The following is a 22,302-nucleotide window of genomic DNA, read 5'->3' on the forward strand; positions in this document are numbered from 1 at the left end:
AGAAAGGCCCCGCGATGCCGCACCGGCTCCCCCTCTCCGATTTCCCGAAACGCCCGGCACAGGCGCAAAGCCAATGAGCAGCGGCGCTGAGACATACGAGGGCCTCTATGGCCTGGATGCCTGGGGCAGCGGCATGCTGGAGGTCACCCCGGACGGCGCCGTCGCACTGCGGCTGCCGCAAGACCCGGACGCCAAGCCGACGCCGCTGCCGGAGGTGATCGCGGCGATTGAAGCGCGCGGCATTTCCGCCCCGGTGGTGCTGCGGGTGCATCAGTTCCTGGAACAGTCGCTGAACCAGCTGCATGACGCCTTCAACGGCGCAATTGAGGCCGCGGGCTACAAGGGCCTATACCGCGGCGTGTTCCCGATCAAGGTGAACCAGCAGGCTGAGGTGATCGGCCACCTGATGGCTGCGGGCCAGAAATTCAACTACGGTCTGGAGGCAGGCTCCAAGCCGGAGCTGATGATTGCCCTGTCGCAGCCCCTGCCCGAAGACGCGCTGCTGATCTGCAACGGCTCCAAGGATGAGGCGTTTATCCGGCTGGCGATCCTGTCGCGCAAGCTGGGCCACAACACGGTCATCGTGATCGAAACGCTGGACGAGTTCGACATCATCCGCCGGGTGGCGGAGGATCTGGACATCCGCCCGCTCCTGGGCGTGCGGGTCAAGCTGACCGAGCGCGTCACCGGCAAATGGCAGGAAAGCTCCGGCGACCGTTCCACCTTCGGGCTTGGCGCCCATGATCTGGTGACGCTGATGGACCGCCTGCGCGACAGCGGTTTCCTTGATTGCCTGGTGCTGCAGCACAGCCATCTGGGCAGCCAGGTTCCCAACATTTTTGACATCCGCCGCGCCGCGGACGAGGCCTGCCGCTTCTTTGTGGAACTGACCCGCATGGGCGCCCCGCTGACCCATATGGACCTCGGCGGCGGCCTGGGCGTTGACTACACCGGCGCCCGCCGGCCGGACGACAACTCGGTCAACTACACCGTCAACGAATACTGCACCAACATCGTCGAGACCATCCGCTATGCGCTGGATGAGGCGGGCCTGCCCCACCCCACCATCGTCACCGAAAGCGGCCGCTTCGTGGTGGCGCATTCCTCGATCTTCATCTTCGAGGTGCTGGGTGCCACGCTCTATGACGCACCGCAAAAGCCGGAGGTGCAGCCCGACGACCACCATCTGGTCTCCGACCTGATGGCGGTGGAGGCCTATATCGGCGCGCCGCGCTTTCAGGAGGCGCTGAACGACGCGATCTATTACCGGGACGAGCTGCGGGCGCTGTTCCGCCGCGGCCAGATCGGGCTGGAGCAGCTGTCACGCGCCGAACAGGCATTTCTGTATCTGGCCGGCCTGTTCAAATCCGCCGCCCGCGGCGACGACAGCCTGACAGAGGCCGCCAGCGCCCTTGGCGCCTTCACCGATCACTACCAGGGCAACTTCTCGCTGTTCCAGTCGCTGCCGGATGTCTGGGCCATCGACCAGCTGCACCCGATGATGCCGCTGCAGCGCTTGAACGAGATGCCCGCCCGCAACGCGATGATCACCGACATCACCTGCGACAGCGACGGCAAGCTGGATCACTTCATCCTGGCCGACGGCACCTCCAATGCGCTGCCTGTCCACGACCTGCGCGAGGATGAGCATTACCTGATCGGCGTGTTCTTTGTCGGCGCCTATCAGGAAACGCTGGGCGACTTGCACAACCTGTTTGGCGATGCCAACGTGGTCACCATCTCTCTGGACGGCCAGGGCGGCTTTGATATCGAGCACGAGACCGAGGCCGATACCATCGCCGAGGTGCTGTCCTATGTCGAATACGACCCGCGCCAGTGCCTGGAAACCTTCCGCAAGCGGGTGGAACGCGCCGTGAAATCCGGCAAGGTCAACGCCGCGGAGCGCCGCCAGATGATTGCCGCCTACAAGGACAGCCTTGCCGGCAGCACCTATTTCGACTGAAACCGCCCCCCGGCTGACCACCCAGGGGCATATCGGAACACCGGGGCCCCGGCCCCTACTGCAAAGGAACAAACACATGGAAAAGGTTCTGGTTGTTGGCGCCGGCGGCGTCGGATCCGTCTCGGTCACCAAGATGGCCATGCACCCGGAGATCTTTAAAGAGATCACCCTGGCCAGCCGCACGCTGTCCAAGTGCGAAGACATCGCCGCCAACGTCAAGGCACGCACCGGCGTCACCATCCGCACCGCGCAGCTGGACGCGATGAATGTCGCCGACACCGTGGCGCTGATCAAGGAAACCGGCGCTGAGCTGCTGGTGAACCTGGCGCTGCCCTATCAGGACCTGGTGCTGATGGACGCCTGCCTTGAGGCCGGCATTCACTACCTCGACACCGCCAACTACGAGCCCGAGGACGAGGCCAAGTTCGAGTACAAATGGCAGTGGGCCTACCAGGAGCGTTTCAAGGAAGCGGGCCTGACCGCGATCCTGGGCGCCGGTTTCGATCCGGGCGTCACCTCGATCATGGCCACCTGGGTGCGCAAGCACAAGCTGGAGGGCATCCGCCTGATCGACGTGCTGGACTGCAACGGCGGCGACAACGGCAAGCCGTTTGCGACCAACTTCAACCCGGAAATCAACATCCGCGAAGTCACCGCTCCGGCCCGCCACTGGGAGAACGGCGCCTGGGTCGAAAGCCCGGCAATGACGCACAAGTACGAATTCGACTTCCCCGTCGTGGGCAAGAAGAACATGTACCTGATGTACCACGAGGAGCTGGAGTCGCTGTCGACCCACTTCCCCGAGATCGAGCGCGCCCGCTTCTGGATGACCTTCGGCGATGCCTACATCAACCACGTCACCGTGCTGCAAAACGTCGGCATGACCGGCATCGAGCCGGTGATGCACAACGGCCAGGAAATCATCCCGCTGCAGTTCCTGAAAACCGTTCTGCCGGACCCCAGCGAACTGGGTGAGCTGACCAAGGGCAAGACCTGCATCGGCGACATCATCACCGGCCCGGCCAAGGACGGCGGCGCAGAGAAGACCTATTACATCTACAACATCTGCGACCACGAGGAATGTTATGCCGAGGTTGGCAGCCAGGCGGTGGCCTATACCACCGGCGTGCCGGCAATGATCGGCGCCGCGATGGTGATGAACGGCACCTGGCGCGAGCCGGGCGTGTGGAACACCGAACAGCTGGACCCGGATGCCTTCATGGACATGCTGAACACCGACGGCCTGCCCTGGCAGGTGGTCGAACTGGACGGCCACCCGGAGTTCTAAGCACTCCAAGACACCGGCTGCGGGCAGCAACTGCCCGCAGCCAGACATTTCGGGCTGGTTTTCTTGGCTTTGCACCCGGAAACCGGCCCTTTCCGTTCCCGCCGCAACGAAAGACCCCGCCATGGACATCAAAGCGCTCTCCACCGAAAGCTTTGCCCGTTTCGACCTGCACCGTGTGCCCTCCCCCTGTTTTGTGGTCGATGAGGCCGCGGTGGAGCGTAACCTGTCGATCCTCAAAGGCGTTGCGGACGCCTCCGGCGCCAACGTCCTCTTGGCGCTCAAGGCGTTTTCGATGTTTGCCGTTGCCCCCCTGGTGCGGCGCTACCTGTCCGGCACCTGCGCCTCCGGCCTTTATGAGGCGCGGCTCGCGCGCGAGGAATTCGGCGGCGAGGTCACCACCTATTCCGCGGGCTTCAAGGCGGACGACCTGCCCGAAATCATCCGCCTGTCCGATCACCTGATCTTCAACTCCCCGGCCCAGCACCGCCGCTTTGCCCCCCTGATCGCAGAGGCCCGCGCGAAGGGTCAGAACATCTCCATCGGTCTGCGCGTCAACCCCGAGCATTCCGAGGGCTGGAACGAGAAATACGACCCCACCGCCCCCTGCTCGCGCCTCGGCACGCCGGTGTCGCAGCTGACGGACCAGGACTGGGACGGCGTTGAGGGCCTGCATATGCACACGCTCTGCGAACAGCTGTTCGAGCCCTTGCAGCGCACCTTTGCCGCGCTGGAGGCGAAGATGGGCCACCGCCTCAAGCAGCTCAAATGGATCAACCTCGGCGGCGGCCACCACATCACCATGCCGGACTATGACCGCGACGGGCTGACCGCCCTGATCCGCCATATCCGCGAAACCTACGGTGTCGAGGTCTTCATCGAGCCGGGCGAGGCGGTGGCACTGCATTCCGGCATTCTGGTGGGCGAAATCCTGGACGTAGCCGAAAACAGCATGCCCCTGGCAATCACCGATATCTCCGCCACCTGCCACATGCCCGACGTGATCGAGGCGCCCTACCGCCCGGACCTCCTGGGCGAAGTGTCTGATGTGCCGCCGCACCGGCTGGGCGGGCCGTCCTGCCTGGCGGGCGATGTGATCGGCGACTACGGCTTTGCAACCCCGCCGCAGCCCGGCGACCGCATCGCCTTCCTCGACCAGTCGCATTACTCGATGGTCAAGACCAACACCTTCAACGGCGTTCCCTTGCCCGCGATTGCGCTGTGGAACTCCGAAACTGACGCGCTGAAACTCCTGCGCACCCCCTCCTATGACGATTTCAAGGACCGCCTGTCATGACCTATTTCCTCGAAGGCGAACTGAGCGACGCCGAACGCGATCCCGCCACCGCGCGCTTCCGGGTGATCCCGGTGCCGCTGGAGCGCACCGTCTCCTACGGCGGCGGCACCGAAGGCGGCCCGGAGGCCATTCTTCAGGCCAGCGTTGAGCTGGAACGCCTCTACCGCGACGCCGAGCCCTGCGCCGCAGGCATCGTGACCGAAGACGCCGTCGATTGCACCGGCCCCCTGCCCCAGGTGATGGAGCGTATCGCCGCCCGAACCGAGGCCGCGGTGGCCGCTGGTGCTGTGCCGGTGACGCTGGGCGGTGAGCACGCGCTCAGCTACGGCGCGGTGCGCGGCGTTGCCCGCGCGCTGGGGCGCCCCGTGGGCATCGTCCAGATCGACGCCCACGCCGACCTGCGCAAGGCCTATCAGGACGAACGCCACTCCCACGCCTCGGTCATGCAGCTGCTGGCAGAGGAAGACGGCATCCGCATCGCCCAGTACGGTGTCCGCGCCATGAGCCAGGAAGAGGTCGACCGCCGCGCCGCCTGCCACGTGATCTCCATCGACGCAGAAGAGCTGGTCACCGGCAACATCCACTCCGTCACCCTGCCCGAGGATTTCCCGCAGGACGTTTACGTCAGCTTTGACGTGGACGGGCTGGACCCGGCAATTCTGCCCGCCACCGGCACGCCCGTCCCCGGCGGTCTGGGGTATTACCAGGCCCTCAACATCGTGCGCTCCGCGCTGGCGGGCCGCAATCTGGCCGGCTGCGACGTGGTGGAACTCGCCCCCACAGAGGACAGCCGGGTCTCGGAGTTCACCACCGCCCAGATCAGCTATGCGCTGATGTCCTTCGCATCGGCCAAGTAGCGCTGCCGCGGCCGGGGCATATGTTTCCGGCCGCTCCCCCAGCGCGGTAAAACTGCAACAGCGCATAACAAACTGTTTTACTCAACAATACCCTCTTGCGCCCGGCGCAAACCCTCCCTATCAGGCCCAAGCCTTTGAAAAGGCAAGCCAGGATTACCCCAAGCTAACAGCTCCAAGAACACGGGTTAATCATGGCACGAACTTCCAGCATCCGCCTGTCCGGTCTGCTCTGCAGCACCGCGCTTACACTCATCACCGCCTCCGCCGCGCTGGCCGAGGACGACGAGGTCCTCTCGCTCGACCCGATCGTGGTCAAACAGCGCGACCCCGTCGGCAACGCCGCCGACCGCGCCACCTCGATCTATGTCGCCGACGCCGAGATCGAGCGCGCCGCGATGGGCGACCTCAAGGACCTGTTTGCCGGCATCGCCTCGGTCTCCGTCGGCGGCGGCATTCCGATTGCGCAGAAGATCTTCGTCAACGGCGTCGACATGCTGAACCTCGCGGTGCAGGTGGACGGCATCAGCCAGAACAACCGCACCTTCCACCACGTCAGCGCCAACGCCTTCGACCCCGGCCTGATGAAATCGGTGCGCGTCGACCCGGGCGTTGCCCCCGCCGACGCCGGCCCGCGCGCCCTGGCCGGCCGGGTGGTGATGGAGACCATCGACGCAGAGGACATCCTGGAAGACGGCGCAACCTTCGGCGGCCAGTCCCGCCTGTCCTATTCCAGCAACGGCAACACCGCCCAGGGGTCGCTGACCCTGGCAGGCCGCAGCGGCGGGTTCGAAATCCTCGGCTACGCCAAACGCGCCACCGGCAGCAACTACGAGGACGGCGGCGGCGTTGAGATCTCCGGATCCGCCGCCAACCTGACCGCAGGCTTGCTGAAATTTGCCTATGAAGGCGACCAGGGCGACCGGATCGAGTTGTCCTTCCAGGAGGCGCAGGACAACGAGCTTCGCAACATCCGGCCCAACTTCGGCCCCAGCAGCGGCGCCGACTTTGCCACCTATAACACCAGACGCCGCATCGCCTCGCTGCGCTATGAAAGCGGCAATGAAACCGGCCTCTGGGATCCCTCGGCCACCCTCGGCTTCTCCGAAATCAATGTCGACCGCCCGTCGGACCCGTGGGGCGATTCCACCTCTACCAGTTCGAACACCTACTCGCTGACGCTGCAGAACGACTTCCACCTGTCGGACAGCAACACGATCACCGCCGGGGTGGACTACCAGATCCGCGAAAGCTCGGTGAACGCAACCTGGACCAACGGCAAGACCGGCGAGGAAAGCAAAAACCTCGGCATCTTCGCCCAGGCCCGGCTGGAACCCACCGACCGGCTCAGCGTCTCTGCCGGTCTGCGCTATGACTGGCAGGACTTCACCGGCCAGGACTTCGCCCAGTCCGGCACCGCCTTCACCGACGAAGCCTCCGGCGCAAGCGGCAACCTGTCGGTGGTCTATGACGTGACAGACTCCCTGTCGCTGCGGGCAGGCTACTCCAACGTGTTCGGCGGCTATGACCTCGAGGACAACTTCCTGTTCTTCCGGACCTGGGATTACACGGACATCCGCTCGTCCCGCGCCGAAAACATCGTGGTCGGCGCCGACTGGCAGCGCGGCAACTGGACCCTGGGCGGCGAACTGTTCAAAACCAGTATCGACAATGTCCGCAGTGTGTCGCGCCGCGGCGTTGTCTCCGGCAACGACTTTGAGAGCGAAGGCTTCAACATCGCCGCCACCTACGGCTGGAACACCGGCTTTGCCCGTTTCACCATGAACAACAGCGACGTCTCCTTCAACGGCGAGGCGGCAGAGAGCTTCTTTTTGGTCGATTCCGGCACCCCGGTCGGCAAGGTGCTGGCGTTCGAGGTGCAGCAGGAGATCGCAACGATGAACCTGCTGGTCGGCGGCAGCGTCGAGGCGGCGCTCTCCAACGACAACGGAGTCTACGAAAGCTACACCCGGAAACAGCCCGGCTATGGCGTGCTGAACCTCTTTGCCGAATACAGCCCGCCGTCGCTGGGCAACCTGACCATCCGGGCCGCCATCGACAACGTGTTCGACAAGCAATACGCCGACCGCGCCACTTATGGCACCGAGTATATCTCCTCGGAAGTAACCACCCTCAACGAACCGGGCCGCAACATCTCGGTTGTGGCAACGCTCAAGTTCTAAGCCTCCGCGGGCTTGCAGTGCCCGGCGGTTCTCCGCCGGGCACTGCAAAACACAGTAAAATAGTCAGAAATCCCTTTCCCCGCCCCGCCGCACAGGCTAGATACGGGGCGTGAAACCCTTTTCACAGCCGGCGCCCAGCCCTCTTGCCCGCGCCGCTCCGCAGCCAGCTTCCCGCTAGTATCTGTCAAAAACTGACCCGGCCCGACGGCCCGGCACCGCCGGGGCCCGCCAGTGCCGCGGCACGGCTTCGGGAAGACCAGCCCCCATGCACACCGCCCCTGCCCCCTCCCTTCCGGGAGGCCCGCGATGAGCCTTCAAGAGAGCATTCAATCAGACCCCTGCGCCGCCACGGCCGCACAGGCTGCGTCCCTGCAGGCGCTCCTCAGCGCCTACCTGCGCGAAATGGCCCCCGGCAGCGCCGTGCTTGCCGACGACCGCAGCGCAGTGGAAATCCCGCTCAGCCACATCCCCGCCCGGCTGCGGGTGCGGATCACCTATTTCTCCGCAACCGGCCCCCACCGCTTCGGCCCGGCGCAAATCCGGTTTGATGGCTCCAGCACCTGGCACTCCGCGCCCCCCGTTCAGGTCCTCACCCTGATCGCGCAGGAGTGTTTCGCGCGGCTCAACAGCCGGGATGCAGGCCAGCTGCCGGAATTCCTGCGCGGCCTCTTCAACAGCAACGCCGGGATTGAGCAGAACCTGATCCGCCACGCTGGCACACCGGACCCCGACGGCTTCCTCACCGCCGAACAGGCACTGACGTTTGGCCATTGGCTGCACCCGACACCCAAAAGCCGCGACGGGCTGACCACCTGGCAGCAAGCAACCTATGCACCGGAATACGCGGGTGAATTCCGCCTCAATTTCTTTGCCGCGGACAAGACACTTGTCACAGAAGGCTCCGCCAGCATGCCCGCCGCAGACATGCTCCGCCAGATCCCCGGACTGGACGGCGCCTTCCGGCTGCGCCCCGATGAGGTGCTGATCCCCGCCCACCCGCTGCAGGCGCAATTGCTGCGGCTGGACCCGGAAGTGCAGGCCCTGCTGGCCACGGGCCGTCTGCGCGATCTGGACGAGGCCGGCTGCAAATTCACCGCCACCTCCTCCCTGCGCACGCTCTATGCGCCGGGCTGCCCCTGGATGCTGAAATTCTCGGTTCCCGTGCGGCTCACCAACTCCCTGCGCGTGACCAAGCACAATGAGCTGGAGACCGGCGTTTCCATGGCCCGGCTGCTGAACCATCTGGACACCGGCAGCCCCCGTTTCCGCATCCTCAACGACCCGGCCTATCTGACCCTGAGCCTGCCCAGCCGCCGCGAAAGCGGGTTCGAGGTGATCTTCCGCGACAACCCCTTTATGGGCGCGGCGGGCAAGGGCGTCTATAACCTCGCCGCCCTCACCGCCGATCCGCTGCCGGGCCGCACCTCGCTGCTCGCCGGCCTGATCCAGCCGCTGGCAACAGAGCGCCGCGAAACACCGGCGGACACCGCTTGCCAGTGGTTCGAGGCCTACCTCACCTGCACGCTCGACCCGGTGCTGGACCTCTATGACCGCCACGGCATCGCACTGGAGGCGCATCAGCAGAACAGCCTGCTGGACCTCAGCACCGGCCTGCCGTCCTGCGGCTATTACCGCGACAACCAGGGTTATTTCATCGCCGAGGACGCCCTGCCCCGCCTCAGCGCGCTGGAACCCTCACTGGCGGAGCAGCCCGCACTGATCTACCCGCGCGCGCACATCAACGAACGGACGGCCTATTACCTGGTGGTCAACCAGATCTTTGCAGTGATCCGCCGCCTGGGCTGCGACGGGCTGGTGGCCGAGCCCGCGCTGCTGCTGCTTCTGCGCCAACGGCTGGCCTCTGCCGCCAGCCGCCTCAGCGGCGCCGGGGCAGATTTCGCCCGCTACCTTTTGACCTCACCGGTGCTCAGCGCCAAGGCCAACCTGCTGACCCGCGCCCGCAACGTGGATGAGCTGGAAACCCAAGCGCAGGAGGGACTGTTCCTGCAGATGCCCAACCCGATCGCCGCGGTGCAGCCGCAGCACGTGCAGGAGCGCACCGATGTCCCTGCATGAGCCCTTAAGCCGCGCAACATCTGCCCCCCGCGTCCTGCGCCAGCTGTGCGAGGCGCTCTTGTGCGAGGGCTGGGCCGCATCGCTGCAACTGGACCGCGGCCAGACCCTCAGCTGGTCCTTCCGGCAGGCCCAGTTCCGTGCCCGCGGCCGCCGCGGCGCCTTTGGCCGCTACCGGCTGCAGGAGGGCAGCATCGAAACGCATGACAGCGGCAGATGGCGCCCCGCCAATACCAAAGACGTGCTGGCAGCGGTGGCGGACCCGTCGCCCGCGCTGGACATCCTGCGCGCTGATCTTCAGCACACTGAGCACCTCAGCGATCTGACCGCGCTGCATGTCCCTGCCGCAACCCGGCGGCACCGTTTGGGCATCTCCGCGCTGGAAACCGCCCTGCATGAGGGCCATCCGTATCACCCCTGCTACAAGGCCCGCAGCGGGTTCACCGACGCCGACCACCTCTCCTACGGGCCGGAGGGCGGCCAGACCTTCCGCCTGGCCGGCGTGCTGTTCCACCAGTCTCTGGTGCAGCAGGTGCTGCCTTCGCCGGATTTCTGGGAACGCGAACTGGGCACCGCCGAATGGCAGCGCATCGCCGCACTGGCAGAGCAGAACGGCGCGCCTCTGGATAGCTTCCGCCTGCTGCCCCTGCACCCCTGGCAGCACGCCCAGTTGCAATCCGACCCGCTCTACAGTCAATGGCGCCACACAGGCCAACTGGCCGAGGCCGGCCCCATCGGAGACCATTACCGCGCCACCCAGTCGATCCGCACCCTGATGAACGCCACGGACCCCGCCCGCGCCCATGTGAAAACCGCGATGGCGATGCGCAACACCTCCTCCTTGCGCACCCTCGCGCCGGAATCCGTCGCCGTCGCCCCGGCGATTTCCAACTGGCTGGCGCAGGTGCTGGACAGCGACCCGCTGTTCACCAGCCGCTACCCGCTCACCATCCTGCCGGAATACGCCGCCATCACCGCCGGCCGCGGCACCGCGCTCGACGGGCATCTGGCCGCGATCTGGCGGCAAAGTCCCGAGGCGCTCGGCCTGCCCGCAGACCAGATGATGCCGGTGAACGGTCTTGCCCTCACCGACCCAGATGGCCGCCCCCTGGTCGCCCCCTGGATCGAGGCGCACGGGCTGGACGCCTGGCTCGCCCGGCTGATCGAAGTGGCGGTGCTGCCCGTCTGGCACCTGATGGTCGCGCACGGCATCGGGCTGGAGGCGCATGGCCAGAATCTGATCCTGCACCACGAAAACGGCTGGCCCGCGGGCCTCATCGCCCGCGATTTCCACGAAAGCCTGGAATACGTGCCGGAGCTGCTCTCTCATCCGGACCTCTGCCCGGACCTGTCGCAGATCGACCCGGCCTACAAACACGCGCCGCCGGACAAGTTCCACCGCATGTCCGCGCCTGAGGAACTGCGCTGGCTGGTGATGGACACGCTGTTTGTCTTCAACCTCGCCGACCTCTCGGACCTGCTGCAACGCCATTACGGGCTGGCAGAGGCCACCTTCTGGCGCCGGGTCCGCAGCCGTCTGGACCGCTACGCGGCGGACCACGGAATGCAGGACCGACAGGCCGCCTTTGCCCCCTTCACCCCGCAGATCCGCGCCGAAAGCCTGATTTCCCGCAAGTTAGACCCTGAAAACCCGCAGCACGGCCACCTGATCGCCAACGCCCTGGCCACCGGAAAAGGATAACCGCCATGTTTGTTCTGAACGACACCCCGATCGACCCCTCTGACCTCGCCGCGCGGCTGGACCGCGTGCTGACGGAGCCTGCCACGCACCGCTACGGCCTGCACATGCAAAACGCCGGCGCCGCACTCTCGGCGCTTCTGTACCTGCGCGCGCAGGGCGCCGGCGTCTTTCCGATCCACGCGAGCCTGCCGCCGGAAACCGCCCGCACCATGGCGCAGGCCGCAGGCTGCGACGTGATGCTCAGCGACGGGCTGAAGCAGACTGCCCTGCCGCAAGCGGGCACCGCCCCGCGCGGCGGCGTGCTGGTGCAGATGAGCTCCGGCACCACCGGCGCCGCCAAGGTGATCACCCGCACCTGGGACCAGATCGCGGCAGAGGTGGAAAGCTACGCCGCCTTTTTCACCGCCAGCGCCGCGATGACGCCGGTGATCGCCTGCCCTGTCACCCATTCCTACGGGCTGATTGCCGGCGTCTTCGTGGCGCTGCACCGGGGCCATGTGCCGGTGGTGCTCGACAGCCTGAACCCGAAATACATCCTGCGCCGCCTGCGCGAGACGGATCAGCCGCTGCTTTATACCTCGCCCGCGATGCTGCACACGCTGGCCCGCCTCCTGCCCGAGGGCCAGCGCCTTTACGCCGCCAACACCTCCGGCACCGTGCTGCCCGACGCCTGGTTCCAGCTGATCCGCGCCCGCACCACCCATCTGTTCCAGCAGTACGGCTGTTCAGAGGCCGGCTGCGTGGCGATCAATCAGGATTTGCAGAACCCGTATGACGTCGGCCAGCCCCTGCCGCATGTAACCCTGACCGCTGGCCGCAACGGCTCCCCGGACGCGGTCCGCATCACTATCGCGGGCCAGACAATCGACACCGGCGACCTCGGCTGCCTGAGCGATACCGGCATGCTGGTCTTCACCGCCCGCGCCGATGACATGATCAATGTCGCAGGCCTCAACGTCTATCCGCAGGACGTCGAGAAAGCCGTGATGGCCCTGCCCGGCGTCAGCGACGCCGTCGCCTTCCGCCTGCCCGACCCGCATTCGGGCGCCCGCGCGGGGCTGCTTTACTCGGGCACCGCCAGTGAAGACACCATCCGCCAGGCCTGCCGCGCCGCCCTTGCGGACTACCAGCAGCCCGCCCTGATCCGGCACCTCCCCGCCCTGCCCCGCCAGGCCAACGGCAAGATCAACCGCCGCGAGATCGCCGCAGAGTACACACCGGAGAGTGCAGACGCATGACCTACGACCATATCCTCGAGGCCATCCGCCAGACCCTGTCCGGTCCGCTCGCAAACCCGTATTTGCAGAACTTCTCCGCGCAGGCGGTGCTGAACGACGACCTGCACATCGACTCAGTGATCCTCATCAACCTGATGCTGCATCTGGAAACCGATCATGGCATCGAGATGCCGGAACGCGAGCTGTCCAAGAGCGATTTCACCACCGTCGACGGGCTGATCCGCATGCTGCTGGGCGAAGACCCCGCGCCGCAGGCAGACACCGCCCCCGCCCCCAGCGAAATCACAGTGCATTGCTTTGTCAGCTGCCTCTGCGCCGCGATCCGCCGGCATGAGCATCTGAACTTCCGCCCGTTCTACTTCGGCACCTGGGACAGCAGCTTTGCGGTGACGCCTGCGATGCAGCTTGCCTACCACAGCGAGGAGATCACCCAGGACCATTTCGCGGTTTGGATCGAGCGGCTCTACAGCATTCCGGTGCGCGAATGGTACGACCACAGGCAGAGCAAGGAGCAGAACCTGATCCGCTTCGAGCAGCTGCTCTCAACCAAATCCGATGACGCGCAGTTGGTGGTCTTCCTCGACATGTTCCACCTGCCGGAGCGCGAGAACAAGTACAACCAGAACCCCTTCCCGCATTACGTCATCATTGAGCTGACCGACGATCCGGACCTCTGGCACCTCTATGACCCGGACTACCGCTGGCGCGGCGACCTGCCGCGCGAAACCATCCTGAACGCGATGGCGCAGCCCACGGTGGCGGGCGGGTACATTCTGAACAGCGGCGATGCGCAGGCGCCGCAGGCACCGGATCTGGCGGCCTATTTCACCGAAACCTTTCGCGCTGATGATAACCTGCTGACCTCCGCCCTGCGGCGGATTTTCAGCTACCACTGCGACCCGGCCCGGCCGCTGGCGCTGGCCGACCTCGGCCGCGCGGTGCGGGAAATGCCGGTGCTGTCATTGCGCAAATACGCCTATGAGCACGCCTTTGCCTTCTTCTGGCAGGAGCTGGACACGCCTTTTGAGCCCTTCGACGCCGAATGCGACCGGGTGGAGGCGCTCTGCGAGGGTTTCCGCAGCCTGCACTTCCTGGCCGCCCGCATCGCCCATACAGGCGACCGCGCCATGATCCCCGACCTGTTCGCGGCGCTGGATGCGCTGGACCAGCTCGAATTCACCATCAAAGCGGCGCTGCACGCACAGTTTGACAACTGGTGCGCCGCGAACCTGCCAGCCCAGTCGAGCAGCCCGGCCAGCCCTCAACTGGACAACACCCAGCCGCAGGAGGTTCCGGCATGAACATCTCGCTTTGCACCATTTCCTTCCGCCACCAGCTGATCGGGCTCAAGGACATCGCCTTCTGGGCCCGCGACAACGGGTTTCAGGGGATCGAGCTGTGGGGCGTGCACGCCCGCAACCAATCCCCCTTGGCCATTCACAATGCCCAGTGGATGGCGGCGCAAGGCCTGTCGGTGCCAATGATCAGCGACTACCTGCCGCTGCATGACCCGGACCTGTTGCGCTCCCGCACCCTGGCGCTATGCGCCCAGGCCCGGACCTGGGGCGCGGCCAAAATGCGCACCTTCGCGGGCCAGCAGTCCAGCGCCGGGGCCACGCAGGAAGAGCGCCGCCAGACCACCCGCGCCCTGCGCGAAGCCTGCATTATCGCCGCGGATCACGGGCTGCGCCTGCTGGTCGAAACCCATCCCGGCACCCTGGCCGACACGCTCGCCGCCACCTGCGATCTGATCGACGCCACGGACCACGACGCGCTCGCCATCAACTTCGACGCGCTGCACGTCTGGGAAGGCGGCGATGACCCGGTGGAGGCCCGCCGCATCCTCCTGCCCCGCATCGCCCATTACCACCTGAAGAACGTGTCGAGCCGCGACCGGCTGGACGTCTTTGCCCCTGCCAACGTCTACAGCGCCGCAGGCAGCCGTGCTGGCATGGTGCCGCTGTTCCAGGGCGCCTATGACTACAGCGCGCTGCTGGCAGAAATGGCCCAGGACCCGGCCTGCGAGGCCTCGCTGGAGTGGTTCGGGGATGCGGTTTTCCAGATCCTAAAAGCCGATATTGTCCAGATTCGCGCCCAAACCCGGCAAGAGGTGCCTGAGACTGCCGAAGCCGTCTGAACAGCCCCCTGCCCTGCAACAGCCTCCGGTGCGCCCAGCCACGCGCACCGGGATTTGCGAATTACTACCTGGCGGTATATTCTGGCGGTATATCACTGGAGCATATGCCCATGACCGCCACCGCCAAACGCAAAACCTCCCTGACCCTGGATGCGCAGGCGCTGGACCGCGCCAAGGCTCTCGGCATCAACGTCTCCGCAGTGGCAGAGACCGCACTGGTGCAGGCCGTTTCCGAGGCACGGCGCCAGCAGTGGCTGAAGGAAAACGCCGATGCCTTTGCCGCGCAATCCGAGTGGCACGAACAGCACGGCCATCCGCTGGCTGACATCATGACTGCGCCGGGGGCAACCTCGTGGCAGGACTGACCCGCTTCGACGTAGCGGAATACAATGGTATCTCCATGGTCGTGATCGAAAGCGATCTGCTGCCGCCCGACCCGTCCGTCGTTGTCATTCCGTTGCTGGCAAACTACCCGGCCGTGACGCACCTGAACCCGGAAATCACGCACGACACCCAGCGCCTGATCCTGGCTACCCGGCTGATCGCAGCGGTGCGCCGCGCCAGCCTGCGCCGCACCGGCTCTGTTGCGGATCAGGGCGACCTGATCACCCGTGCGGTGGATGTGCTGATGGCAGGTGTCTAGCCCTCACACCACTTCCGCCACCCGCTCCGCCGCGCCCGCCTGGCGCTGCCACAGCCCGGCATAGACCCCCTGCCGCGCCAGCAGCTCCGCATGGCTGCCGTCCTCGGCAATCTCCCCCTCCTGCAGCACCACGATCCGGTCCATCTGCGAAATCGTCGACAGCCGGTGGGCAATGGCAATCACCGTCTTGCCCTGCATCACATCCAGCAAGGTCTTCTGAATCGCCGCCTCCACCGCACTGTCCAGCGCCGAGGTCGCCTCATCCAGGATCAGAACCGGCGCGTTCTTCAGAACCACCCGCGCAATCGCGATCCGCTGCCGCTGGCCGCCCGACAGCGCCACGCCGCGCTCCCCCACATGGGCATCGTAACCTGTGCGCCCCGCGTGGTCGCGCAGCCCCATGATGAAGTCATGCGCCTCTGCCCGCTTGGCGGCGGCAATCATCTCTGCCTCAGTCGCGCCGGGGTTGCCGTACAGGATATTCGCCCGCACCGAGCGGTGGATGAGCGAGGTGTTCTGCGTCACCACCCCGATCCGGCTGCGCAGGCTCTCCTGCGTCACGCCGCGGATGTCCTGCCCGTCGATCAGGATACGCCCGCCCTCCGGGTCGCGGAACCGCAGCAAGAGGTTGATCAGGGTCGATTTCCCCGCCCCCGACGGCCCGGCAATACCAACCCGCTGGCCCGCCGGGATGTGCAGGTCGATCCCGTTCACCCCGCCTGCCGTATTGCCGTAATGGTGCCGCAGCCCCTCGATCCGCACCTCGGCACGGGCCACCTCCAAGGGCTTTGCCCCCGGCGCATCCGTCACCTCATGCGCGGCCGACAGAGACCGCAGGCCTTCGCGGATCACCCCCATGTTTTCAAACAGCCGGATCGTCACCCACAGGATCCAGCCGCTCATGCCGTTGAGCCGGATCGTCAGGGCCGACACCGCCGCCACCTCGCCAACGCTGACAGACCCGCGCATCCACAGCCATATGGCAGGCGCCACCACAATCAGGATCAGCACGCCGTTGATGGCAATGCTGCCGAACGCCAGCCGCGTCATCATCCGCAAAAACCGCTGGTACCGCGTCCGCAGCCGCCGCAGCGCCGACAAGGCATAGGCCTGCTCCTGCCCGTCCCGGGCAAACAGCTTCACCGTCTCGATATTGCCATAGGCATCGACAATCCGCCCGGTCGCGGCAGAGCGCGCATCGGACCATTTCTCTGCCGTCGCCGCCACATTCAGCGCGGTGTGCCGCACATACAGCCCATAAAGCCCCACCCAGGCCACCAGCGGCACCGCCAGCCGCCAGTCGATCTGCGTCAGCACCACCACCGCGCCGATCATGTATGTGACAGCAAACAGCACCGCCTCGAACAGCATGTGCACACTGTCCTGCACCGCAGGCCCCATCTGCATCACCCGGTTGCTCAGCCGCCCGGCAAAATCGTTCTGAAAGAACCCCGCCGACTGCCCCAGGAGATGCCGGTGCGCCTGCCAGCGCACCTGCTCCTGCAGGTTTGATGACAGCGTCTGCTCCAAGAGCAGGTGATTGAGCCCCACCAGCGACGGCCGCACGATCAGCACACAGAACAGCGCCAGCAGCATCTCGGTGCCATGCGCGTCCCAGAACGCGCCCGCGCCGGTCTCCGCCATCAGGTCCACCACCCGGCCGGAATAGAAGATCAGCCCGCTTTCCATCAGCGCGGTCAGAACACCGATGGCAAACATCAAGGGCAGCCATTTGCCATAGGGCGCCAGCTGCTGCGCCAGATAGGCCCTTAAGCTGGCCCGCGGCGGCGCCTGATGGGCGGGCGCAAAGGGATCGACAAGGTTTTCAAAAGCCCGGAACATTGGGAGCCTCTCAAGGATTTTCATGGAACCGCTTGAGATGTGGGTCGCCGTATCCGCCCGCCCGAATCCCCGGAAACAGAGACTAACAAGGGCAAGGCGCGGATCCTGCCTGCACCGCAGCCCGGCCCTTCTACGCATCCCGGCGCCGCTTGTCAGCAGCGAAATTCGCGCCCCGTTGGCAAAATGCGCGCCGGATTTCCGCTTGCCGCAGGCCTGCAGCGCGCTATTGTGCTGCAATCTGAGTAAAACACTAAGGATTACAACATGCTCACCGACCAGGGCCGCTTTGAGACTCCGAACGCCTCCAGATACCTGCAGCAGCTGTGCAAGCATTTCGCCCACAAGGTTGCCGTGGAGCACGACGACACCCGCGGCACTGTTGCGCTGGGAATGGGGCCTGCCACGCTGCGCGCCGCCGATGGCATCCTCACCGCCGAAGTCACCGCGCCGGACGCGGCAGACTTGGCCGAAGCCCGCGATATCATCGACCGCCACCTGGCACGCTTCGCCTTCCGCGAGCAGTTTGAGGCCATGGACTGGCAGTCCGTGAACGCCTGATCCGGAAATCTTGACAAAACGGGTTGGTTTTCCTACCCGTGGCCGCAGGTTTCGCAGCGAAACCTCCCCAGCAAGGCATTCCCCGCTCCCTCAGGGGCCGCCCAGCCATCCCCCAAACCTGCCGCCGCAGCCCTGCGGCGCTTCTGGCTGGAGACCGGTCCATGACCCTTCGTTTGCCCGCAGCCGCGGCTGCCTTTCTGCTCATGGCCTCCCTGGCTGCGGCACAGGAGACCCCGGCAATACCGGTGCCCGTCATCAGCGCAGACACGCCCGCCGCCGCCGGAACAGCGCCAGAGCCGTCAGCCCCTATTGCCCAGCCGCCAGTTGCTCCGGTCCCAGCATCTGCGTCCCCTGCCCTTTCGACAGACGCAGGCACGCTGGCCGCGCCCCCTGCACCGCAGACCGAGGCTGAAACGTCCGCCAGCCAGCCCGAATTGACGCAGATGGCCTCTGACGCCTCCGCCAAGGCGCTGAAATTCCTGCGCGACGGCGGCCCGTCGATCTGGGCCATTGCGGCGCTCTCGGTGATCACCCTGGCGCTGATCCTGTGGAAGATCTGGCGGCTGGCCCTGATCGGCGCTTGGTCCCGCGGCAAGGCCGCCGATGCCGTTGCCGCCTTTGAACGCGGCGACCGCGCCGCCGCGCTGGCCATCGTGCAGACCCGCATCGGCGTGCGCTCCAAAGTCGTCACGGCCGCCCTCACCGCCACCGCCAGCCTACCAGAAGACCGCGCCCGCGAGGAGACCGCACGAGTCGCCAAACTGCATCTGGCCAGTGCCGCCACCGGCCTCGGCGCGCTGGAGCTGATTGCCACCATCGCCCCCCTTTTGGGCCTCCTCGGCACCGTTCTGGGCATGATCGCCGCCTTCCAGGCGCTGCAGGCCGCCGGCTCCAAGGCCGACCCCGCCCTGCTGGCCGGCGGCATCTGGGAGGCGCTGCTGACCACCGCCGCCGGCATGGCGGTGGCAATCCCCGCCTCCGCCGCGCTCACCTGGTTTGAAGCGGTAATCTCCCGCATCCGCCGCGACCTGGAGGACAGCGCCACCCGCATCTTCGTCGCCCGGCAGCCCGATCAGCTGGCGCTGGCCGCCGAGTAACCCCATGCAGCTCGCCCCCGCCCCGCGCCCCCGGCGCAAACCCAGCCTGACACCGATGATCGACGTGGTGTTCCTGCTCCTGGTGTTCTTCATGCTGGCCTCCCGCTTTGGCATGGACACGGTGCTGCAGCTGCCGCTGGCCGGACAGGGCGGCAGCTACGATGGCCCGCCGCGCCTAATTGGCGTGGGCCCCGGCAACCTAGATGTGAACGGCGTGCCGGTGGCGGACAGCAACCTCGCCCAGGCGCTGGCGCCGCTGATGAAATCCCCCGCCGACATGATGATCCTGCGCGGCCGCGACGGTGCCAGCCTGCAGCGCATCACCGGCGTGACCGCCCTGCTGCAGCAGGCAGGCCTCAGCAACGTCGTGCTGGTGGAGTGAGGCAACGCCCATGGACCTGAGCGATCCCCCCAAACGCCCCCGCGCCGAATCCATCGTGCCGATGATCAACGTGGTGTTCCTGCTCTTGATCTTCTTCCTGATGACTTCACGGCTGGCGCAGCCCGATCCGTTCGACGTCACCCCGCCCGATGCCGCGTCAGAGGCCGCGCCGGAGGCCCAGCCGGTGCTCTACATAGGCGCCGATGGCCGGATGTTTTTCGACGGGGCCGAGGGCGATGCCGCCCTCACCCGCCTCGCTGCCGCCAGCGCGGACAGCCCGCAAATCCAGCTGCGCGCCGACGCACGGCTGGAGGCCCGGACCCTCGCCCGCATCCTGCGCCAGCTGGCAGAGGCCGGTCTCACCCGCGCCGAACTGGTGGTGCGCCAGCCATGAGACGCGCCGCTGAATTCACCATCTTTGCGGGCCTTGCGGGCCTCATCCACATCGCACTCTTTGCCAGCGCGCCCGAAACCGGCGCGCACTCCAGCGGTGCGGGCGGCGACGCGCTGGTCTCGCTGCAGCCCGCCAGCGCCGAGGTCGCCCGCATGGCCGAGGCCTGGCAGAAATCGCCCGAGACCCCGCAGATCGAAACCCCGAAGCCGGAAGCTCCGCCGCAGATCCAGCCCCCTGCCCTGCCGCAGTTTGAACTGGCCCGGGCGCCGCGCGCCGCACTGCTGGCGCCGCTCGCCCGGCCCGCTGCGGCGCAGCCCGTGCAGGCGGACACCGCCCCGCCGCCACAGCCCAAACCGCGCAGATCAGAGCCTGAACCGGAACCTCAGGCCAAACCGCAACAGACGCCGCCGCCCAAGGCCAACTCCACCCGCAACGCGGCAGGACAGGCAGGCCAGCGCGCCGCGGGTGCGGGCGGCGGCGCTGAGGCGGGCCAATCCGGCGGCGCCCAAACCGCCACTGCCAATCCAGGCCGCGAGGCCAAGCTGCGCACCGTCTGGGGCAACAAGATCCGCGCCCGCATCGAACGGCGCAAACGCTACCCCTCCGGCGCCACCGGCACGGCCCAGGTGGTGCTGCGCCTGACGGTGGCCCGCGACGGCCGCCTGCTGGACCACCGCATCGCCAAATCATCAGGGAATGCCGCCTTTGATCAGGCCGCCCTTGCCGCCGTCGCCCGCGCCGGAAAATTCCCGCCCGCCCCGAAACAGCTGCAGGCCAGCCAAATCCGCCTCAGCCTGCCCATCAGCTTCACCCGGTAGCGCCGTCAGCCCTCTTCCAGCCTCACCGTCACCGCGCTGTTCATCGAGTTGCTGACGGTGCAAGCGGCCTTGGCCTGCGCCACAATCTGCCGGGCCAGCGCCGCATCATCCGAAAGCCTGCCAATCACGGCAACCTCTGCCGTTTCCAGCCGCCCCGGCAGCTCTGGCGCACCCACTCCGGCTACCCGCACCTGAAACGGCGGCAGCTGCAGCTTGTGCCGGCCGGCCGTCCATTCCAGCGACCGCACAATACAGGCGCCAAGCGCGGCCAGCATCGTCTCTACCGGTGAGCCTGCAGGCGGGTACGGGCTGCTGTCCGCCCCTTCGCCGCTGGCATAGCGCAGCGCTGCGCCGCCATCAAAGATCACGAACACCGGGCCATAGCGCTTGGGTTTGACTTTCAGGGCCATGCCCGCATCCCTTTCCGTAAATCAGGCCGCACCCGGGCAAGCCCGGAAAACAGGCTCTAAGCAGGCAAATCCTCAAACGCGCCCGGAACCAGCTCCTCCCAGAACGCAGCCATATCCGCCGCCAGCAGCGCCGCCGCCCAGCCGCGGTTGCGGAATTCCTCGCGATCGATCTCATCTTCCAGGCGGCTCAGGAACAGCCGCTTGTCCGCATCCCGCTGCGTCGGCGAACGCCCCGCCGCCAGCTCCCGGATCCGTTCCAGCTTCTGCGCCCTGAGGGAGCGCTCCCGCGCCTTGGCCGCATCCTCTGCCGCGGCAGCCCGCGCCGCCTTGGCCTCCGCCGCCTTGCGCGCCTCCGCCGCCGCCAGAACCTCCGGCGCAACCTCCTTAGCAGTCTCGGCAGGCCCGGATTTGTAATCATCGCGCAGCGCCGCACTCAGATAGCGCACCGGGCTGTCGACCCCCTTCTGCCCCTTCAGATAGCCGACCTTCTCCGCCACATAGTCCTCGCCATGCTCGGCAATCCACTGCCGCGCCAGCCGGTCGCTGACGCCCAGCTCCATCAGCTGGCCATAGACAGCCCCCTGCCGGACCCCCGCGCCATCGTCGATATCCAGCATCGCCAGCTGCGGGTTCTCCTTGATCCGGAACCGCACCTCCGCCACCTGCCGACCCATCTTCTTGAACTCCGGCGTCAAGAGGATGTTGGAGGTCTTGTTCACCTCCGCCACCGCCGGTTTGATGATCTTGGCATTCAGATGCTTGAAGCTTTCGTAATAGGCACTGCCATCCACCCCCATCAGGCGGCGGAACAGCGCAATATCCCACCAGCCGGTCGAACCGGTGCGCACAAAGCGGTAGCAGTTTTCATACAGCGCCAGCGCATGGCCGCTGGTGAACCGCCGCTGGATGTTCAGGTTGATCAGGGCAAAGACCTTGGGGTCATGCAGCTTCTCCGCCAGCGCCGGGCTGTAGGCATATTCACAGACCCCGCCGGACAGCTTGGCATAAGAGAGCAGCGAGCTGACACCCCACTCCTGCCGCCCCTGCTCGTCCAGCATGTCCCATTCCGCCACCGTCTCCGCCAATGAGCGCAGCGACTGCTTCAGGGTCTCCATGTCGTTGGAGTTATAGCCCACCATCAGGCACAGCGTCTGCGCGTCGATCTGGTGCTTGGGCTTGGTCACCAGCGCGTCATAGGCGTTGAGCAACAGCACATTCGACAGCTTCCGCTGCAGCAGCGTCAGCTTGCCGGAGACATGGATCGCCGCCACGTTCTTCTTCACCGACCCCCGGCGCAGGGGGCCTGTCAGCTTGCTGTGCGGGATGTTGTCAGCGTCCATCGCCCTGCCCTTTTGCCCCGCTTTAGCCTTTGCGACTCTGCGGGATCTGCTCTCGGGGCTACTATGGCGGAAAAGGCACCCGCGCT

At 66.3% G+C, this 22,302-nt stretch carries 20 protein-coding genes; 17 read left to right on the forward strand and 3 right to left on the reverse strand.

Annotation, left to right across the window (positions count from 1 at the left end; all coding sequences use genetic code 11):
* Positions 1–73: 73 nt before the first annotated feature.
* The 12 genes from speA to K3725_RS21550 all read left to right on the forward strand — a co-directional run bounded on the left by speA (position 74) and on the right by K3725_RS21550 (position 15,375).
* Positions 74–1,963: a biosynthetic arginine decarboxylase gene (speA, locus tag K3725_RS21495; RefSeq protein WP_260018934.1), complete on the forward strand. Its 1,890-nt coding sequence runs from the start codon at positions 74–76 to the stop codon at positions 1,961–1,963.
* Positions 1,964–2,039: 76 nt separating this feature from the next.
* On the forward strand, positions 2,040–3,251 hold the full coding sequence (locus tag K3725_RS21500) for a saccharopine dehydrogenase family protein (RefSeq protein WP_260018935.1): 1,212 nt from the start codon (positions 2,040–2,042) through the stop codon (positions 3,249–3,251).
* 121 nt (positions 3,252–3,372) lie between these two features.
* Positions 3,373–4,545: a carboxynorspermidine decarboxylase gene (locus tag K3725_RS21505; protein ID WP_260018936.1), complete on the forward strand. Its 1,173-nt coding sequence runs from the start codon at positions 3,373–3,375 to the stop codon at positions 4,543–4,545.
* Positions 4,542–5,402 (forward strand): agmatinase, encoded by an 861-nt coding sequence (gene speB, locus K3725_RS21510; protein ID WP_260018937.1) that lies wholly within the window; start codon positions 4,542–4,544, stop codon positions 5,400–5,402. The genes K3725_RS21505 and speB overlap by 4 nt, the downstream gene beginning before the upstream one ends.
* A gap of 191 nt (positions 5,403–5,593) precedes the next feature.
* On the forward strand, positions 5,594–7,582 hold the full coding sequence (locus K3725_RS21515; protein WP_260018938.1) for a TonB-dependent siderophore receptor: 1,989 nt from the start codon (positions 5,594–5,596) through the stop codon (positions 7,580–7,582).
* A gap of 306 nt (positions 7,583–7,888) precedes the next feature.
* Positions 7,889–9,658 (forward strand): IucA/IucC family siderophore biosynthesis protein, encoded by a 1,770-nt coding sequence (locus K3725_RS21520; RefSeq protein WP_260018939.1) that lies wholly within the window; start codon positions 7,889–7,891, stop codon positions 9,656–9,658.
* Positions 9,645–11,357: an IucA/IucC family siderophore biosynthesis protein gene (locus tag K3725_RS21525; protein WP_260018940.1), complete on the forward strand. Its 1,713-nt coding sequence runs from the start codon at positions 9,645–9,647 to the stop codon at positions 11,355–11,357. Before K3725_RS21520 ends, K3725_RS21525 begins: the two co-directional genes overlap by 14 nt.
* A 5-nt stretch (positions 11,358–11,362) precedes the next feature.
* Entirely contained in the window at positions 11,363–12,595 is a 1,233-nt protein-coding gene (locus tag K3725_RS21530) for an AMP-binding protein (RefSeq protein WP_260018941.1), read from the forward strand.
* A complete protein-coding gene (locus K3725_RS21535; protein ID WP_260018942.1) occupies positions 12,592–13,896 on the forward strand; it encodes a DUF6005 family protein in 1,305 nt (434 codons plus the stop codon). The genes K3725_RS21530 and K3725_RS21535 overlap by 4 nt, the downstream gene beginning before the upstream one ends.
* Entirely contained in the window at positions 13,893–14,732 is an 840-nt protein-coding gene (locus K3725_RS21540) for a sugar phosphate isomerase/epimerase (RefSeq protein WP_260018943.1), read from the forward strand. Before K3725_RS21535 ends, K3725_RS21540 begins: the two co-directional genes overlap by 4 nt.
* 110 nt (positions 14,733–14,842) lie before the next feature.
* Positions 14,843–15,097, forward strand: coding sequence for a type II toxin-antitoxin system CcdA family antitoxin (locus K3725_RS21545; RefSeq protein WP_260018944.1), 255 nt, complete (start codon positions 14,843–14,845; stop codon positions 15,095–15,097).
* Complete coding sequence (locus K3725_RS21550) at positions 15,085–15,375, forward strand: CcdB family protein (RefSeq protein ID WP_260018945.1); 291 nt, start codon at positions 15,085–15,087, stop codon at positions 15,373–15,375. Before K3725_RS21545 ends, K3725_RS21550 begins: the two co-directional genes overlap by 13 nt.
* Before the next feature lie 3 nt (positions 15,376–15,378).
* Here K3725_RS21550 and K3725_RS21555 read toward each other — a convergent pair whose 3' ends face one another.
* Positions 15,379–17,217, reverse strand: coding sequence for an ABC transporter ATP-binding protein (locus K3725_RS21555; RefSeq protein ID WP_260018946.1), 1,839 nt, complete (start codon positions 17,215–17,217; stop codon positions 15,379–15,381).
* A 264-nt stretch (positions 17,218–17,481) separates the two neighbouring features.
* On the opposite strand from K3725_RS21555, the gene K3725_RS21560 reads away from it, so the two are divergent.
* The 5 genes from K3725_RS21560 to K3725_RS21580 all read left to right on the forward strand — a co-directional run bounded on the left by K3725_RS21560 (position 17,482) and on the right by K3725_RS21580 (position 20,466).
* Complete coding sequence (locus K3725_RS21560) at positions 17,482–17,775, forward strand: DUF2218 domain-containing protein (protein ID WP_260018947.1); 294 nt, start codon at positions 17,482–17,484, stop codon at positions 17,773–17,775.
* A 161-nt stretch (positions 17,776–17,936) separates the two neighbouring features.
* Complete coding sequence (locus tag K3725_RS21565) at positions 17,937–18,872, forward strand: MotA/TolQ/ExbB proton channel family protein (RefSeq protein WP_260018948.1); 936 nt, start codon at positions 17,937–17,939, stop codon at positions 18,870–18,872.
* Positions 18,873–18,876: 4 nt separating this feature from the next.
* The gene (locus K3725_RS21570; RefSeq protein ID WP_260018949.1) at positions 18,877–19,254 is read left to right on the forward strand and encodes a biopolymer transporter ExbD; all 378 of its coding nucleotides are present in this window, start codon (positions 18,877–18,879) and stop codon (positions 19,252–19,254) included.
* Positions 19,255–19,264: 10 nt separating this feature from the next.
* Entirely contained in the window at positions 19,265–19,648 is a 384-nt protein-coding gene (locus K3725_RS21575; protein ID WP_260018950.1) for a biopolymer transporter ExbD, read from the forward strand.
* Complete coding sequence (locus tag K3725_RS21580; RefSeq protein ID WP_260018951.1) at positions 19,645–20,466, forward strand: TonB family protein; 822 nt, start codon at positions 19,645–19,647, stop codon at positions 20,464–20,466. The genes K3725_RS21575 and K3725_RS21580 overlap by 4 nt, the downstream gene beginning before the upstream one ends.
* A gap of 5 nt (positions 20,467–20,471) precedes the next feature.
* On the opposite strand, the gene K3725_RS21585 is transcribed toward K3725_RS21580, so the two are convergent.
* Complete coding sequence (locus K3725_RS21585; protein WP_260018952.1) at positions 20,472–20,876, reverse strand: OsmC family protein; 405 nt, start codon at positions 20,874–20,876, stop codon at positions 20,472–20,474.
* Positions 20,877–20,932: 56 nt separating this feature from the next.
* On the reverse strand, positions 20,933–22,216 hold the full coding sequence (locus K3725_RS21590) for a replication initiation protein (protein ID WP_260018953.1): 1,284 nt from the start codon (positions 22,214–22,216) through the stop codon (positions 20,933–20,935).
* Positions 22,217–22,302 lie beyond the last annotated feature (86 nt).

Origin of the sequence: Leisingera sp. S132 (genome assembly GCF_025144465.1) — a bacterium.
GTDB lineage: Bacteria > Pseudomonadota > Alphaproteobacteria > Rhodobacterales > Rhodobacteraceae > Leisingera.